We start from the raw sequence: 16,712 nt of genomic DNA on the forward strand, positions 1-16,712 counted from the left end.
TAGACTCCACCTTACTTTACCTGCTGCCAATACAAATGCAAACACCTTGTTGCAATCCAAAACACAAGGTAACACTTGTAAAAAATGATACGCTACTCGCCCCTGCCAATAGACTTTGCTCATACCTCACTGTCTCCCTTGCCTGTTTTGGTTTGTTTGTCACTGCGGGGAGTTGGAGATTTACGCCAAAGCTTAGTGTCGTCTATTTTTTCTCGTAGGGCCTTAATCTGGTCCCGCAGTGGTGTAAGGTTTACTCCACACGCGTCACACCAAATTTCAAAGTATTCGTAAGGAAACTTACTCACACCCTTTTCATAATTTTCGTAGGTGCCTCGCTCAACTCCTGCGAGCCTCGCCATTTCACTTGTGGTTTTACCTGCCACTTTACGCATGCGGCGCAAATCATCTCCTGTAAAACGTTTGTCATATTCACCCACCAACACATTCCTTTTTCTTTAGTTGTGCTCGCGCTTTCAGCCACCGATTAAACAGTAGACAAGTGTATTTAGTACCTATTATTGACTGATAGCGCACAAAACCAAGTTGCGTTTTTGTATCTAAACTGTAAACGCGAGTCTATCGTATCAATTTTATTTTTCAAGCTTTAGTGACGTAAAAAAGACCATTTTGTTTCAATTTGTTAACCTTTGCATGATTTTTTGTGCAAAGGAGAACAGCAAACAAAAATAAGTGCACAGCCTTTACACAGCGCGTGTTTATTTATGTTTGGTAAAGGTATGCGTTCTCCATCGACTTAAAATTGTCAATATGAGAACCAAAACTATCCAAACAGATTCGCTTCCAATAGGTAGTCAATCACCGCCCGTGTTCTAGGCGGAATTTGTTTACGTGATGGATAAATGAGAGAAAACACCAGTTGCTCGCTACTTAACTCTGGACAGATCATTTGTAACTCCCCACGCTCAACTTCTTGCTTCACAGTAGAAGGCAATAACTGCGCAACTCCTAACCCTGATACTGTCATTTGTTGTAACAGCATGGGGGAATTGCACCAATGTACTTGAGTTGGTGTAAAGTTTACGGCTTCACCGCCACGATAAAACTGCGTCATCCCCGTTGATTTAGCCTGCTCTAACAGTAACCAAGGTAGCTGGTTTAGCTGTGTGTCTTTGCTTGGTAACCCATGCAATGCTATCAGTTTAGGACTTGCATAGAGCTTAAAACATTCTTGATGTAATTGCCTTGCAATCAGTGCGCTGTCTTTAGGAAAGCCAACCCTGATGGCGAGATCTATTTGGTCGTTAATAATATCGCGCTTATCATCATCAACGATGATATTTAATTGGATCTTCGGATATCGCGCCGTGAGCTCAGAAAGTTTTGGTAACAGAAACTTATGTGCGGTGTCGTGGGTCATGGTTATTGAGACCATACCATGAGGCTCTTTGTTATCGAGCAATACCTCAACATCATCCAAAATAGCGTGCAATGAATGCGCTTGAGCCAAAATGTCACGCCCCTCTCGCGTTAGCGTGAGTTGCCTCGTGCTACGCTGCAGTAGTCGAACACCCAGCATGGTCTCTAACTGGGACACTTGTTCACTCACTCTAGAACGGCTAGTCGCGAGCTTTCGCGCAGCTTGAGCAAAGCTTCCCGCATCCACAACCGTTGCAAATATTGCTAATAGTTTTAATGCATTTAAGTCTATTGTACTCAATTTCAGAACTCACCATATCGAATTAACCCACTTATGATAACAAAAATTACCACGCATAATAGCCACATCCAATACATTCTCATTTTCAAAAGAGGTATACATCATGATCGCAATCACAGGCGCAACAGGCAAATTAGGTCAATTAGTTATCGAGTTTTTGGCACAAAAGATACCAACCAAACACATTGTGGCTCTAGTCAGAGATCTCGATAAAGGAAAGGCACTCGCCAATTTAGGGGTCACCGTAAGGCAAGCTGATTACGACAAACCGCACACACTTGACGCAGCACTTACAGGTGTTGAAAAACTGCTACTGATCTCAGGCAATCAGATCGGAAGCCGAACAGCTCAACACAAAGCAGTTATTGACGCCGCAGTGAAAAACCAAGTGCGCTTAATTGCCTATACCAGCATTTTGAATGTGGACAATTCACCACTAGAGCTGGCTAAAGAGCACAAAGAAACAGAGGCGTATTTGAGAGCAAGCGGCGTGGCTTATAGCATGCTGAGAAATGGATGGTATAACGAGAACTACACTGATTTAGTACCTGTATTTACAGCAAATCATGCGATTACCTCAATCGCGCCGCAAGCTCAGATCAACAGCGCTGCTCGTGCAGACTACGCATTGGCTGCTGCCACCATATTAAGTAGCGCTGGCCACGACAATTCAGTCTATGAGCTGGCTGGCGATCACGCATTTACAATTGCAGGTTTGGCACAAGCGGTGTCAAAGCATACTCAAGTTGAAGTAAAAGCAAAGTTTGTATCTGACGAAGAATATTTGGCCCACTTGGTTGCTCTCGGCGTGCCAGCGGCGTTTGCTGCGTTATTGGTTGACGCTGAGGCACAAGCGCAACAAGGATATTTGGCAACCCAGAGTAATGCGCTCAGCCAGTTGATTGGTCGCCCGACCACAACGGTGGCCCAGTCGCTCGCAAAAAATTAAGCATATTTTACCGCTGATCTTGTGCACGGGCTTTGCTTGTGCACTTATTTTTTACTCAACCTTACCTTCTAAGGTTGATATCAATAAGTCTCGACTCACTAAAAAGCCACAAATGCTCACCACGACTAAAAAGATACCGTACATAGAGCCGATATAAACCCAGTCGCTTTGGCCAAACCAAAGGCTTGCACGAGTACCATCATTCACTAATAAGATATTAACAAGAGACAGTGTGATCACGCTGCGAAAATAAATCGGTTTATCCATATGGCTCGCAAATGCTGCGATAATGAGGGAGAACAGGCATAAGTAGAAGCCTATAACGGAAAACGCACCAGGTTGCATACTTGGATAAAATGCGACGAGAGAAAGGAGTACAGCAGCCCAACCGGTAGTTTTGTATATCATTATCAAGTCCTTTGAAAATGTTAAAAAGTGTTTGTTATGTAAACAGGCTGGAGTATGAGGTAATACTCGTAATTACGCAACTAAATGGTGATAAATATTAGCTGATATGACCTTTATTCCTTAGTTTTAAACCTATCAGATTGCCTTTGATTTTAAACCTAACCCTAAAGCATTAAGTGAAAATTTAATTAACGCATTATCAAGATGATAGCGCAGCTGAAACTCTTGTCTTTAACTGCGGTACACTGTCTTTTTCAAACCAGTCGTGCTTTTTTAACCAGATCTGATTACGAGGGCTGGGATGAGGTAATGGCAAATGACTTTGACTGGAAAAGTCAGCATTTTTTACCATCTCAGTTACTGATGAATATTGCGTTAAGTAGCATTTTTGCGCATATTGCCCAATAAGTAGTGTCAGCGATACGTGGCTGAGTGTAGCTAGCACCTGAGAATGCCACGTGGGCGCGCAGATTTTAGGTGGTGGTAAATCTCCAGATTTCCCTTTACCAGGGTAACAAAATGCCATTGGCATAATGGCAAAGAGTTCAGGGTTATAAAACTGTATTCGACTTACACCCAGCCAGTCTCGCAATCTATCTCCACTTGGGTCATTAAACGGCTGGCAGGTTTGATGTGCTTTTAACCCCGGCGCTTGGCCTATAATTAAGACTTTGGCCTTATAACTGCCTTGGATGATAGGTTTTGCCCCCATGGGAAGCGCTTTATCACAAAGCTTGCACTGCCTAACACGTTCAAAAATATCCATCTTTCCTTACTTATTTTACCCAATGACACCAAGGGTCATTATGGCATAGCCATATTCAAAACCCCATTTAACCAACAAAACTTAAAGTGCTTAGTCGTTAAAACGACTCCACTCAACTTAAAACAAGTGCGAATCACTATCATTTAGATGCAAATTATTGGATAATATTCTATTACGTTTGCTGTCTTTTAAAGGGGTGCTATGCCTAGTCGGGATAACACAAATAATAAGGCTATTTTGTACAGAGCTGAAGTGCTTGCACGCTTTTTCATCGCTATTTTCGGCGGCTATTACGTGACTGTTTTAGCTTCATCTTTATTGGCTTTAACTTTACCTACTCCGCGCCTAGATGCGCTGTTATATGCATTAACAACTGGCATCGTCTTTTACGCCATTGTCTTTATTTGGGTGTTTGGATGCCGCTCTTTTAAAAAGGTATTTCTTGGCATGATCGGACTACTTTGTATTCTTTACGGTACTTTGACGCATTTTGGAGGCTCCCTGTGAGAGAGTCATTTTTCCGCAGTATGACTTGGCTACACACTTGGGTTGGTTTACTCGTTTGTTGGTTGCTGTTTTTAATCTTTTTTGCTGGTACTGCGAGTTTTTTCAGACATGAGATCAGTCTGTGGGCGCAACCTGCAACGCACCATCTACCTCATTATGATAGTGCCCAACAAAATGAAACGGTCAAAAAGAGTATCGAACGATTTCAAGATATAGCGCCAAACGCCGAGTCTTGGCGTATTGAAATGCCGACGGAGCGTCGCCCAAGCCTGCTATTAATGTACTCCGAAAAGCCAGCCGAAGGAGAAAGGCGCGGAAAACGTCACTCTGAGTATCTTGACCCAGTAACGCTGGAGGCACTTCCTGAGTTTAGGGAGACTAGAGGCGGTAACTTTTTTTACCGTCTGCATTTTGACTTGCATTACATGAACGCGATCACCGCGCGTTGGATAGTCTGTTTTGCAACTCTGTTTATGTTGATTGCGCTTATTTCTGGCGTGGTGATCCATAAACGCATTTTCAAAGACCTATTCCAATTTAGAAATGGGAAAGGGCTAAGAAGTTGGCTTGACGCTCATAATGTTTCTTCCGTGGTGGCATTACCGTTTCATATTATGATCACTTACACCGGCCTAGTGACGCTCATTTTTATGTTACTGCCACAGCCCGCCGAACAGCGCTTTGAAGATACAAAAACGCTTAGAGCCGAACGCTATCCATTTCTGGCCCCTACCCAAGAGGCGGGACAACCACTGAAGGGGCTCGCATTAAATACAGCGTTAGATCATTATTTTACTAACTCTGGTGATGCACCGCTTCGCCGCATTGTGATCTCATCGCCAGGGGATGCAAGTGCAACGATTAAGCTTTATGCCAATGCTCAACGCGCAGTGCAGGATGATCCACCCAGTTGGATGTATAGCGCGGCATCTGGTGAGTTGTTAAAAACACACAATGTGACGCTGTCTGGCGCTGAAAATCTCTACGGCGGAATGATAGCACTGCACACCGGGCGTTTAGCGGAGCCACTGTTACGTTGGCTATACTTTGTTGCCGGATTAGCAGGTTGTGCCATGATTGCAACGGGTGCTGTTATGTGGGCAAAAAGACTACGCCAAAAGCTCAAGGGTGATGACAAGCCGGGTGTAGGCCTTAGGCTTGTGGAGTCGCTCAATTTAGGCACCATCATGGGGCTGCCAGCCGCAACAGCGATGTTCTTTTATGCAAATCGTTTGCTTCCAATAGAATTAACTGGACGTGCAGACAAAGAAGTTCTGGCGTTCTTTGTTACGTGGGGAATATTCACTCTGGCCGCTCTATTTAAGTTGGATAGGCTCGCGTGGATGCTATCTGCGAAAGTAAATGCAATCATATGGGGCTTACTGCCTGTCGTAAACATGCTAACGACTGATGGCAGCCTCGTGAGCTATTTCATTAATGGTCAGTGGGTATTATTTGGTTTTGATGTGATGGCTCTTGGTATCGCATTCGGTTTCTTGGTTCAAGCCAAAAAGCTCGGCAGTACCAAAGCAGCACCAGCGACACCGCGTCGCCAAGCAAAACGCGAGGTAAACGCCTAATGGAATGGCTAACGTTTTTACTTTGCCTGCTAGCATTTATGGGTTTTGCAGTAGCAAAGCCCAATCACTATAAAGAAGTATTTGGTACACGCCCAAAAGGAAACATAACAAACCAATTAACCATTGCCAGCTGGCTCTGCCTTAGCGGCAGCTTAGCACTTGCTCTTAAGACTCAGGGAACCTACGGCAGCCTAGAGTTTATTGGTTATATGACCTTGGCTGTATTACTACTTGTCGCTATCTTCGCGACCAAACCTAGTTACTTCAGATCACTATTTTACCTAGTCATTATCACTATGCTGCTCAGTACGCTGTATTGGATCATATTTTAACTAAGGCGCCACTAATGGCGCCTTTTTTAGATCACAATTTTACTAACATTCCTTTGTTAACTCTTTGAAACCACATCATTTAGCATAAAATATCAGCAATAATGACGCTATACACCGCAAATTTACTAACTCAAACTAAGTTAGGTTAGTAAAATCATGATCTCATGAGCTCAATTAGCTTAATCAGTTGGTAAAAATATGATCTGGTAGTCTTGTTCTCGGACTAACTTAGTAAAATTCTGATCTAAGTGCCAAAGGAAATCTGTTGGTTAGTTAAATTCTGATCCAGAAAGCGAGAAGAGTAATTCAGCTCTGACCCGAGCTTAAGCTTTATCTTACCTTCAAGGTCTATGTGATAAGAAGATTAGCGTGCAATTTCAATTTGAAACTACCTCTTAGGATGATGGCTGTTTATCAGTGCCAGTCCCTTTATCTTTGAGCCTTTATCAACTCAGGGTAGGAAGCGCCCCTACCCTGAACACGATTTACTCGGCTTTATTCCAATCCAGCTGCATATCCCACACATATCGGTGCTCTGGCTCTAGAGGCTGTTGAGAATCATCGACTTGTTCCAGCACATTACGCGCTTTTACTATAGTGGCGTCACGACCGAACAGGTAGCTTTGCTCTTTGACAATGGTTAAGTAGGCTTTATTCAGCGCCAGCGCACGTGGTTTTGATGGTGTGATCAATTCATAAAGGTTCTTCGCAGACTGCACTTTTTTGCTGTTTACCGTGCCATCTTCGTTAAACCAGCGCATTAGCATCTCTTGGTTTTGCCTAAACTCATCACCGCCGCCAACACGCATCATATAGGTCAAGAATTCGCCCTGCTCTTCGCCTTTGTTAGGTACGTCTTGCATCTCTTTTAAATTGATATAACCCCAACCCAGTTTGCCTTCAACTTTACGCGCAAACGAGAAGGTTTGGTCATAGGTTGAGCCAATGGTTTTGTGACAGCCATTACAAAATGCAAGCTCTTGCTCATGTTGCGGACGAAGTGCGCCATTTTTATCCTCTATATAACCGTTAATCGTCCAACCAAAGTTGTTATTGATCCCTTGGTCGCCCAAATAAAGCGTTTGTGGGTAATTTTCGAATGACTTTTCTTTCGCTTCTCTGTAGTAAGCAGCACCGAGTGACTGCTTGGATTTAAAGTTGTGCTTCTTCATGTAGCGCACTTCTTTCATTCTTGGCGCATTAAATACTTGGCCATTATCATCCACCCCAATATACCGAACGGTATGTAAAAACTCGGTGTCTTGTGGGTATAACTGATGAGCAAGCTCGATAGTATTGGCATCACCAAGGTAACGTTCACTGCGCAGCATGCTAGTGATCTTCGTGAGTTTGCCATCACCATTTAAATCTACGCCAATTCGCGACTCAGAAATCACTGGCGTTGATATTTCGTCAAGCCCCTTTACAGCCATTTCAACCAAACTTAAGTTGGCAAGGTAAACGTCCTGATTATACGTTTCGCCCTTTTCTCTGAAGGCGTCAGCAAGGCGGATCATGACATCCCCCGTCGAGCCATTGGTTGGCCAAAAAGTACTAGGAAAAGGTTTATAATTGAATGCCACCCAGCCACTGCCGTCCTTTGCTATACCAAGCTCATCGAACGCTTTTTCTGGATATGCCAAGTTGTTAAGTGGAGTGATCTCACCTTTCCAGTCAGGGCTATTTTTTAGTTTTTCGATAAAAGGGGTGTAATTATCTTGGTTGACCCAGTTAGTAATATCTTGATCTGATATATCCTTGATAAGCTCAGAGCGATCTTTAAACAGGTTTTTCCAATGGTTTTTAAACCCAAGATCGGAAAACTCATAAGCGCCTTGTAAATTGGCATCGCGCATCATGTTTGGTCGGTTTTTTTCATCATATGATTGATGGCAGGCATAACAAGGGTTATTCACGCCATCCGTTTTGGTGTAACACTGAGGAGGGATCACTGATTCGGGGTTATAGACTTCATTGTGCTGCATAAATGCGGCCGCAGGAATATCATCACCCTGTTTATAAGGTGCTGTAGTTTGCGCCGACATAAGTGCGGTATTGGTTAGCCCTTGAGTCTGTTCATCATTACAACCAAACAAGGCTACGCTCGTCAATGCCACTAGAGTTAGGCTAACGTATTTCATTTTTATGACTCCAAAATTTTGCTAAAAAAAAGCAGCGCACCATTCAGTGCACTGCTACTTGCTTAATTATTTTGCTTTAGGGTCATATAGCCAAAGCGTGTTATTTTCTTGGAAGCCATCTTCACCAATAATGATGCGACCATCTTCCATAACGATTACGTTATCAGGCTGTGAAAGCTGATTGACATCACAACGCTCAGCGCCAGTTAGTGACGAGCGGTAAGTTGCACCCATAACAACCGGCTCAATACGAGTTAGGTTATAGTTGTTATCGATATGAGCACGGTATACACCGCCACAATCTTTAACACGCGCAGAAAGCTGCATGTCACCTTCGCCATCAATCATGGTGTTGTCGATATCAGAGATACCAATATACATATAGGCTTTATCTACCACCTCACCGGCAACAACATCTTGACCAGTTACCGCCTCAAGTACGCGGTTATGGTTGATGCTTAAGCCTTCAAGTTTACGCCATTCAGCCGTAGCGCCTTTTTGGCGTGCAGCCTGACGAGACTCTAGGAAGATAGCGCGGTTGTCCATCGCTTTACCTGCCGTTACTTTACCGCCACCGTTTGCAACTGTTGGATAAGTAGCAGCGCCTTCCGCCCACGCTTTTACATCAGCAACAGACAAATAGCTTGTTTGACCTTCAACATAGTCAGTCTCATTGATGCCGTCGTACTCAGCCACCCAAGTTTCAATCTGTGCATTACTGCCGCTACCCAGCTCAACCCAGCTAATGTCAAAGCCAGTTACAGCCGGATCGGTAAGGCCCGCATCTTGAGTTAGCTTTGCTGCGTATAGGGTACCTGCACTTAAGTCTTCTGGTTGATCTGCAACAAATTTAAATAGTACGCCACCGGTATCATCTTGTGATGAATAAACAGTACGACGGTCAGGCATTACAACTGAGTTTTCATGCTCATAACGACCGATTGTGAAGTGTTTTACAACATCAGGCGTTTCGGTTGTAGGATTTTTGATTTCCGCAATGTAACCGTAGCGATAAGGGTTAGGGAAATCAGGTGCCATTAACGCTTCCATTGTGTCATTGCCTGTTTCAGCAGGATTATTCCACTGTGGATCTTGTGTTGAATCAACTTCAGACCAGACAATCCATTCTTCCGAAGTCAGCGGTGTGCCCCAAGGTGATACTGAACCAAAGCAGTTGGCTGCTGTGCCTTTAACACCGTCGAAGTCTACCATCATGGCTTCTTCGATTGACCATTTACCCGTTGTCGCTTTACTCATTTTCAAACGACTGACACCACCTGGGTACGCTTCCCAGTTTGTGAATAGATAACCTGTGTTTGCATCGACTGGAATATAACCATTGAAATCAGGGTTATCATTTTTAATGATTTCTTCACCAGTTGAGATGCTGTAATGTACACCCAAACCACCCGCTAACCCTTTAGTGCCAAGGTTTGCGAATGTGTCACCTGTTTGGCCTAGAATTTGATATTGACCAATTGCAGAAATCACGGTTTGTTGTTCCATGGTCGAAGCTGGAACTGGCGCGCTTGGGATATTTGCAGGTAGATTATTAAAGTTCACACCGGTTAGTACACCGACAGTACCTGTATTGAATGGCTTGCTATTGAACTTATCAGTAGCTGTGTTGGTGTCATTTGGGTGCTGAACGTTGAAGAACAAGTCCCCCCCTTCAGAAAGAAATAGACCAGTTACTTCAGCACCAGCTGGGACGGTTGCGATGCGAACAAGGCCTGGTACGCTGTAACTACCATCACGACCATTTTGGCCGTCTTGTCCATTTTGACCATCCTGTCCGTCAGTACCATTTTGTCCATTTGTGCCGTTTGAGCCATTAGTACCATTCGATCCATTAGTGCCGTTTGCACCGTCTTGGCCAGCAGTGCCCTGCTCACCTTGAGGACCCGCAGGACCTTGTGCTCCATCGTCACCATCACAGGCTGTAAGTGCCATTGCAACTGCTGCTGCAATAAGAGAATATGCTACACGCTTCATGAGTTACTCCAGTTCCTAAGTATTATTTTTTGTAAAGCGTGCAACAGTGTGAAGTGTTCCTGTTACAGTTGACTGAATGATTTATTAACCATTTCCTACAGGAATAAGACACTTATACTCAACTCACATACAGCCTCCCTTCTGTTAGCAAGTTAAAATACCCATAAAAGGAACTTTAGTGTAAAGGGGGTTTACACTATTCTTTTCGAACGGTTTCGTGTCTCATATAGATAAGTTCATTGGTGTTAAAACCATATTGTTCTGACATGGTTTTAAACTTGTTCATTACGGTATCCGACACTTTAGGTGCTCTAGAAAGCAACCAAAGGTAATCACGATTGTAGCTGGTAACAAATGCATACTGGTAGTCTTCATCTAACTCGAATACCACATAACTGCCATAAAACGGACCAAAAAATGACACTTTCAGATGCGCTATTTCATCATTTGCAACAAACTTAGCTTTGCCAACCGCTTCTTTCCACTCTCCTTCCTCTGTTACATATCCCTTATTTACGACTTTAATTGAACCGTCGGGATTTTGGCTATAAGTTGCCGTGACGTTCTGCATTCCTCTTTCAAATGAATGGTCTAATCGCGCGATTTCATACCAAGTGCCTGTATAGCGCTCAACATTAAAGTCTTTAACTGGTTTGATGCCCTCAGGCAGCCCTGTGCATGCTGAAACTGCAAGCACTAAAATCGCTGTGAAAAATAGCTGTCGTACTTTCATATAAGTTCTCCATATTCCATCTTGATGTCATACGTAGTAACCAAGCACTAAGATTAACGATAGGTTCGATTTTTTACCTAGGGCCTGTTGATCTTTCAAGTTTGTTTTTGCAGCAGTTTGATTGCCATTTATACAAGGAAGAGCCTGTGTAGCATAGTTATTCTATGTGAGTCAGGCGATAACGCATTAGAAATGCCAATCAGGCGCTGCCCTTTGGGTTCCCCTGAGTGCGCTTTGTTCATTGTTGCTCAACTTTTGCTTAGATTACTAGGCGGCAAGTCGAGCGCCGCGACCAAAACCCACTCAGGGAAACAAAAATCAAACAGCAAAGGTCAACAGGCCCTAGTAAAAGCAAAATTTAATTCAAACCCTTACCATGCCAATTTCACTTTATTTATTTTAAACTTACGTGTAAATGAATAGATCGCAGCAAAGTATGATGAATACAGCACAGAGCAAAAAAATACTAACTCATGGTTTGGGTGTAGCAACGGGTAAGGTTGCGTTTTATATTGAACATCCGCCACGCATAGAACCTTATAATAATTTGATGCAAGTCAGTGCGTTAGCCAATAGGGAGATCGAACATATTAATGCGCATTGCGGCAATGGTTGGCGGAAAATCTTCAATGTTTTTGCCAAGTTTTTATTTGCTGCAAAGCTGCCAGATCACGATATTACTAACTATTCAACTTGGCAGTCATATCGAGATAGCGCGTTACTTCAAGCTTCAAGTCAAGAAGCCCTGCTCTTCTCAACGCCTGATTTTTCAGCAAAAACATACGATTGGCATATAATTGCAGGACGCACCTACGCGAAATCATTGCTTAGAGATCAGATTTTTACTAACAATCTAATTTGGCTAGATGATGAGTTCGCCGTTGACTATAACTTGCGCCTTATCATTTCGCCATTTTTGGATTACCGCCAGATTAGTGATATAAAAATCAATAAGTTAGTAGATATAATAAGACAAAGTTAGATATTAGGCGGCAACTAAACAGCATGCCAATTCGTGCATAGATCAAACTTTTACTAAGTAAAATACTGATCTCCCTTCCGCATCATGGTCATTGAGATCAGAGTTTTACTAACTTTTTAGAAGTAAATGACCTGAGGTTTAGATAAAGCGCGGTGACGCCAGTGGCAGAGCAGCAATTGGCTTGGTATAGATCACTATTTTACTAACTTAATGTAAGCTACTTTGAAAGAGTAAGAAAGGAAAAGCCAAACCCGAATATGGTCTGGCTTATTTATCCGAAGCTCAGGTTATTTAGATAAAAACTACTGCTTATCTACCACAAAGCCCGCAAAGCCAAGGGCTTTAAAGAAAGGTTTGGCAATGCCAAAACCTGCGGTGTCTAGCAGCTCTGCAAGGCGCATTTTATCCACGGGGTAAAACTCATGTTCTAAATTCACCCTCATACGCTGCTCGCCAACATCAGTCAGCCCAAGTTGTTTGCAAACAATTAATTGCGCTTCACGTTCAAAGCTTGTCGCAGGTTTTTCTAAGTCGGCAATAAAAAGACGCCCATTCGACTTTAGCTGCTCACTCATTTGTTTAAACAAGCTTGCTTTATCGCCGTTATCTTTTACAAAGTGCATCACCAGCAAGCACAGTACTGCATCCGCTTGGTAGGCCTGTGGTGAAATCGCGCCATGATGGATCTGCACACGCTCCTGTAGGCCCAACTTAGTAAAATGCTGATCTGCAATTGCCAACATATCAGCAGATACATCTTGCGCTATAAACCGCCAACTCGGGTTTAGCTGAGTAAGCTCTACAATTTCTTTGCCTGTCCCTGCACCCACAACCAAAATGGTTGCGCTATCTGGGTAAAGTGCTAAAAGTTGCGCCCCGGTAAGTTGGTGAATTAACGCATAACCTGGCACCAGTTTTGTGATCCTAGAGTCGTAGTTTTGGGCTTCTTCGCCCGTAAAAGTCGGCATCCAAATTTCCTTATGTTCGTGGTACTAAATTTAAAGATGAGTAGCCTCCCGGCTGTTTATTCACATGGATACGGGTGGCGATCCGCTCGCTCATCTGAGCAACATGCGAGATCACTCCAACCTTGCGGCCTTGTGATTGCAACGCGTCTAGTGCATCAATTGCGACACCTAGCGTCTCGGGGTCTAACGTACCAAACCCTTCATCAATGAATAATGAATGTATTTGCACTTTATTTGATGAAAGTGCAGCAAGTCCAAGTGCTAAAGATAAAGATACCAAGAAGGACTCTCCTCCAGATAAGGTGTTGACGCTACGTTGTTCGTCAGCCATATCTTTATCTATGACCGCAATTTCTAAAGATTGCTCAATGTTGGTAAGCAGATAACGTCTAGAAAGCGTATGCAATTGCTGGTTAGCATACTGCAATAAGATTTTTAGCGTTTGCGTTTGCGCCCAATTACGCAACTTTTTGCCTGTTGCGTCGCCTAATAACTTATCTAGCAAATGCCACTGCTCGTAGTCTTGTTGCAACTGAGCGAGATTTGCCGCTTGCAAAGAGAATTGTTGTTTATTCTGAGCATCAACCTCTAATGCACTTTGCACTTGTAGTAACTGATTTTGAGTTTGTTCAAGTGCTTGCGTCGTCTCGGCATGACTTTGCTTAACTTGTTCACTATCAACCCCATCAGGGTACTTACTTTCAAGTTGGCTGAGTTCTTCACGCTGATGACTAAGCTGCAGCTTAGTGTTTTGAAAGGCTTGTTGAACTTGCGCACACTTTTCTAAATTCGCTCGAGCTTCATCCAAAGAAACCTCAAGTAACGCTAATACTTTTACTTTGTCTAGCTGCCCTTGCTGGTCGAGCAACCATTGTTCAAAACGCGCATCAAGTTGCTGCAACCGGGATGTTTGCTCGGCAATTTGCTTTTCTAGTTGCGTCAGACTGTGTTGGGTCTTTTCACGCTGTGCTTCGGTTTGACTCAGCGCTAGCTGGGTTTGTGTGATCTGCTCTCGGCTTTGCTGTTCTTGCAGCTTAAGCTCTGCAATCCAATCATCCAATCTGGTGTGCTGCTGTGGTAAGTATTCAGCACGTTCGCGATTGAGGCGTTCAATATTCTGCTGATGTTGTAAAAGCGTATGTTCTAATTCTTCAAGTCGCTGCGCTTCATCTTGTTTTTGTTGACTGACAAGATGTAATTGATGCTCAAGCTGAACTTTTTCCGCCGTTAACGCATCGGTGCGCTCGGTGGTTTTTAGCCAAGTTTGCACCCCCGTTTTAAGTTGGCTAATGGCAGCTTGAGGAGATGAATCAAAGTTTTGCCACCACGACTTATCGGAAATTAACGCTTCAAGTCGATTGCGTAAGGCATCCACTGTTTGTGATAGCTGATCATATTCGGTTCGCAAAAAGGCAATATGATTACCTAAATCATGGTGCTGCTGCTGAAGTGCCTGCCCTTTATGTTTAGCCTGCTCGAGGTGTTGTTGTGCCTGCTGAACCAATTGCCACTGGCGGTCGATATTATTGCGTAACTTGGATAGTTCATTTAGCCGTGACTGAATACTCACGAGTTGCAATTCAGCTTGCTCAGCGCTGCCAACTTTATACTCATCACTCAACGCATCTAGTCGAGCGCGATTCTCATTTATTTGCTTAGTGCAGTGAGCAATTTCCTGAGTGACTGACTGCCATAGCGCATTTTCACGCTCTTTTTCACCGACTTGTTGATTATAACGCTGCAACACTTGCTCACGAGCTTGCTCAGCAGCTTGATACTGAGACCGAAAATCCGATAGTAACTGCTCCCAATGGGCATCGATGTGCTCTACACCATAAGGATGTTCTTTTGAGCCACATACCATGCATTCTTGCCCTGCTCGCAATTGAGCGCGTAAATCGCTGATCCGCTCACTTGCGCGTAACTGCACTTGCTCCAAGTTATCACGAGTTAGGGCTAGGCGCTGCTTAGACAACTCGTCTTGCTGCTTGGTATCTCGGATCAGTATCTCAAGCCTTTCCAAGCCAATATGATGTTGCGTTTGTTGCGATCGTAACTGATGCAGCAAGGCATCCCCTTCTTCGATACTACGATAGGCTTGCGCGCATAGAGACCAGTTCTGCAATGCCAAATTTAGGTCTTGTTGAGTCAAAGGTGCGAGTGCTTCTTTTAATGCGGAGAGCGCGCTGGCTTCGGTGTCGTAAACCTTTTGTAGGTGCTGTACCTCAGCCTCATGTTTGCTCAATTGTGTACCTAGCGTTTGCTGTTCGCTCGGTAATTTTTGCAACTGGGTTTCATGATCGTTACGTTGTTGTTGGTACTTTTGCAGATCATCAAATTGAGGCTGAACCACGCTCCATTGCCCGGCAATATTGCTAACTGAGTGCAAATTCGCTTGCTCATGCTCTAGCTGCTGCAATTCAGTAGCGATTTCGCCTTGTTGCACTTGATACTTCTGTATTGCAGCTTCATGTTGCGCAATAAGATTGGCGTGCTTGTCGAGATAGGGCTTAGTTTCTCGTTCTTGCGCTTTGTGTAGGCTCAGCTTTTCATCCAATATACGAATGCTGTTAAAGCTTGGTTCTAACTTTACAAAATTGGCTTGCTGCGTAATAAGCTGCTGTTCCAGTTGCTGCTGTTTTGCTTTGAGCGTTGTAATGGCGGATGCAAAATCTTGTTGCTGCAGTGCTAGCCGCTCTTGAGATAGCTGCGCAACGCGTTTATCCGCCAGCTCATGCTGCTCACGGTTATCACGCATCTCATTGGCTTTTAAGACTTGCTGCGCATATTCCTGCTGTGGCTTTCCCTCTTCTATTTGCTGCTCAAGCGTTTGTAGCGAGTGTTCCACCTCAGCTATTTTTTGCTTTCTTAGCTCGACATCCGCGAGCCATTGCAGCTGAGCTTGCAGCTTTGTACTTGTTTCTTGTTGTCGATTTCTTGTATCAAGCAATCCCAACTTCTGTGCTTCAAGTTCGGCATGCTGCTCTGGTGACAAGAGCACAATTTGACCTAGCCTATCTTGCTGAGATTGCAGCTCAGTTTTCTTTTGCTTGTGCGCTTCAAAAACCGCTTTACCGATATTGCTGAACTTTTCGGTACCCGTAAGACATTCTAGTAACTGAGCCCGTTCATCTCCCCCTGCCTTCAAAAACGCGGAGAATTCATGCTGAGCAAGCAACACAGCTCGAGTAAACTGTTCAAAGTTAAGCCCGACTAGCTGTTCGATTTTTTGTTCTGTTTCTTTTTTCTTCTCACAGACTAGGGTCATATCTGGTAGGCTAAACAACTCAATAGTGGCAGTTTTTAAATTACCTTTAGGGCTTTTTCTAGCGCGCTCTACCGACCAACTAGCTTGATAACGTTTGCTATCTTGAGCAATAAAAACCACGCTAGCAGATGCCGCAACACAGCCCCGACGCAATAGGTTTCGCGGGTCGTTTAACTTAATGTTATCGCCATTAAAGGCAACTTTCTCTTTGTCGTCCGATTTTAACCGTGCGGTTTTGCCATAAAATGCAAGGCAAACCGCATCCAGTAAAGTGCTTTTTCCCGCCCCTGTATCACCGGTAATGGCATAAAGACCGGTGTCTTTGAGTGGTGCCGCAGTAAAGTCGACTTCAGCACTTTCTATAGAGGCAAGGTTGGTGATTAATATTTTTTCAAGTTTCATTGC

Annotated in this window: 14 protein-coding genes; 5 read left to right on the forward strand and 9 right to left on the reverse strand. The window is 43.8% G+C overall.

Annotated elements, in window-relative coordinates; translation table 11 throughout:
* Positions 1-119: 119 nt before the first annotated feature.
* Complete coding sequence (locus L1271_RS05055; protein WP_102058193.1) at positions 120-437, reverse strand: helix-turn-helix domain-containing protein; 318 nt, start codon at positions 435-437, stop codon at positions 120-122.
* 344 nt (positions 438-781) lie between these two features.
* On the reverse strand, positions 782-1,678 hold the full coding sequence (locus L1271_RS05060; protein ID WP_235367074.1) for a LysR family transcriptional regulator: 897 nt from the start codon (positions 1,676-1,678) through the stop codon (positions 782-784).
* Between the two features lie 103 nt (positions 1,679-1,781).
* Here L1271_RS05060 and L1271_RS05065 point away from each other — a divergent pair, with 103 nt between their 5' ends.
* The gene (locus L1271_RS05065; protein WP_235367077.1) at positions 1,782-2,627 is read left to right on the forward strand and encodes an SDR family oxidoreductase; all 846 of its coding nucleotides are present in this window, start codon (positions 1,782-1,784) and stop codon (positions 2,625-2,627) included.
* A gap of 51 nt (positions 2,628-2,678) precedes the next feature.
* Here the strand turns inward: L1271_RS05065 and L1271_RS05070 are convergent, their stop codons facing one another.
* Entirely contained in the window at positions 2,679-3,035 is a 357-nt protein-coding gene (locus L1271_RS05070) for a hypothetical protein (RefSeq protein WP_010605604.1), read from the reverse strand.
* Positions 3,036-3,234: 199 nt separating this feature from the next.
* Positions 3,235-3,801, reverse strand: a complete 567-nt coding sequence (locus L1271_RS05075; protein ID WP_010605603.1) for a uracil-DNA glycosylase family protein — start codon at positions 3,799-3,801, stop codon at positions 3,235-3,237.
* 201 nt (positions 3,802-4,002) lie between these two features.
* Between L1271_RS05075 and L1271_RS05080 the strand changes: the two genes are divergently transcribed.
* Genes L1271_RS05080 through L1271_RS05090 form a run of 3 tightly spaced genes read left to right on the forward strand, consistent with a single transcriptional unit; the run spans position 4,003 to position 6,220 of the window.
* Positions 4,003-4,308: a hypothetical protein gene (locus L1271_RS05080; RefSeq protein ID WP_010605602.1), complete on the forward strand. Its 306-nt coding sequence runs from the start codon at positions 4,003-4,005 to the stop codon at positions 4,306-4,308.
* Complete coding sequence (locus L1271_RS05085) at positions 4,305-5,888, forward strand: PepSY-associated TM helix domain-containing protein (RefSeq protein WP_235367079.1); 1,584 nt, start codon at positions 4,305-4,307, stop codon at positions 5,886-5,888. The genes L1271_RS05080 and L1271_RS05085 overlap by 4 nt, the downstream gene beginning before the upstream one ends.
* Positions 5,888-6,220, forward strand: a complete 333-nt coding sequence (locus L1271_RS05090; RefSeq protein ID WP_235367081.1) for a DUF3325 domain-containing protein — start codon at positions 5,888-5,890, stop codon at positions 6,218-6,220. Before L1271_RS05085 ends, L1271_RS05090 begins: the two co-directional genes overlap by 1 nt.
* 485 nt (positions 6,221-6,705) lie before the next feature.
* Here L1271_RS05090 and L1271_RS05095 read toward each other — a convergent pair whose 3' ends face one another.
* The 3 genes from L1271_RS05095 to L1271_RS05105 form a co-directional block, all read right to left on the reverse strand.
* Positions 6,706-8,361, reverse strand: coding sequence for a hypothetical protein (locus L1271_RS05095; RefSeq protein ID WP_235367083.1), 1,656 nt, complete (start codon positions 8,359-8,361; stop codon positions 6,706-6,708).
* Between the two features lie 66 nt (positions 8,362-8,427).
* Positions 8,428-10,356, reverse strand: a complete 1,929-nt coding sequence (locus L1271_RS05100) for an alkaline phosphatase PhoX (RefSeq protein WP_010376054.1) — start codon at positions 10,354-10,356, stop codon at positions 8,428-8,430.
* A 196-nt stretch (positions 10,357-10,552) separates the two neighbouring features.
* On the reverse strand, positions 10,553-11,089 hold the full coding sequence (locus L1271_RS05105) for a lipocalin family protein (RefSeq protein ID WP_102058187.1): 537 nt from the start codon (positions 11,087-11,089) through the stop codon (positions 10,553-10,555).
* A 439-nt stretch (positions 11,090-11,528) separates the two neighbouring features.
* On the opposite strand from L1271_RS05105, the gene L1271_RS05110 reads away from it, so the two are divergent.
* Entirely contained in the window at positions 11,529-12,071 is a 543-nt protein-coding gene (locus L1271_RS05110; protein WP_328266060.1) for a DUF6942 family protein, read from the forward strand.
* 302 nt (positions 12,072-12,373) lie between these two features.
* Here the strand turns inward: L1271_RS05110 and L1271_RS05115 are convergent, their stop codons facing one another.
* Positions 12,374-13,039: a class I SAM-dependent methyltransferase gene (locus L1271_RS05115; protein ID WP_235367087.1), complete on the reverse strand. Its 666-nt coding sequence runs from the start codon at positions 13,037-13,039 to the stop codon at positions 12,374-12,376.
* A 10-nt stretch (positions 13,040-13,049) separates the two neighbouring features.
* Positions 13,050-16,709 (reverse strand): AAA family ATPase, encoded by a 3,660-nt coding sequence (locus tag L1271_RS05120; protein ID WP_235367089.1) that lies wholly within the window; start codon positions 16,707-16,709, stop codon positions 13,050-13,052.
* Positions 16,710-16,712: the final 3 nt, after the last annotated feature.

It is taken from the genome of Pseudoalteromonas sp. OF5H-5 (genome assembly GCF_021530695.1).
Classification (GTDB): Bacteria; Pseudomonadota; Gammaproteobacteria; order Enterobacterales; family Alteromonadaceae; genus Pseudoalteromonas.

What these genes read in the sequence shown, in the direction of transcription:
- L1271_RS05065 (WP_235367077.1), top strand. Translation starts at nt 1,782, where the DNA reads ATGATCGCAATCACAGGCGCAACAGGCAAATTAGGTCAATTAGTTATC.
- L1271_RS05070 (WP_010605604.1), bottom strand. Translation starts at nt 3,035, where the DNA reads ATGATATACAAAACTACCGGTTGGGCTGCTGTACTCCTTTCTCTCGTC.
- L1271_RS05075 (WP_010605603.1), bottom strand. Translation starts at nt 3,801, where the DNA reads ATGGATATTTTTGAACGTGTTAGGCAGTGCAAGCTTTGTGATAAAGCG.
- L1271_RS05080 (WP_010605602.1), top strand. Translation starts at nt 4,003, where the DNA reads ATGCCTAGTCGGGATAACACAAATAATAAGGCTATTTTGTACAGAGCT.
- L1271_RS05090 (WP_235367081.1), top strand. Translation starts at nt 5,888, where the DNA reads ATGGAATGGCTAACGTTTTTACTTTGCCTGCTAGCATTTATGGGTTTT.
- L1271_RS05095 (WP_235367083.1), bottom strand. Translation starts at nt 8,361, where the DNA reads ATGAAATACGTTAGCCTAACTCTAGTGGCATTGACGAGCGTAGCCTTG.
- L1271_RS05100 (WP_010376054.1), bottom strand. Translation starts at nt 10,356, where the DNA reads ATGAAGCGTGTAGCATATTCTCTTATTGCAGCAGCAGTTGCAATGGCA.
- L1271_RS05105 (WP_102058187.1), bottom strand. Translation starts at nt 11,089, where the DNA reads ATGAAAGTACGACAGCTATTTTTCACAGCGATTTTAGTGCTTGCAGTT.
- L1271_RS05110 (WP_328266060.1), top strand. Translation starts at nt 11,529, where the DNA reads ATGAATACAGCACAGAGCAAAAAAATACTAACTCATGGTTTGGGTGTA.
- L1271_RS05115 (WP_235367087.1), bottom strand. Translation starts at nt 13,039, where the DNA reads ATGCCGACTTTTACGGGCGAAGAAGCCCAAAACTACGACTCTAGGATC.
- L1271_RS05120 (WP_235367089.1), bottom strand. Translation starts at nt 16,709, where the DNA reads ATGAAACTTGAAAAAATATTAATCACCAACCTTGCCTCTATAGAAAGT.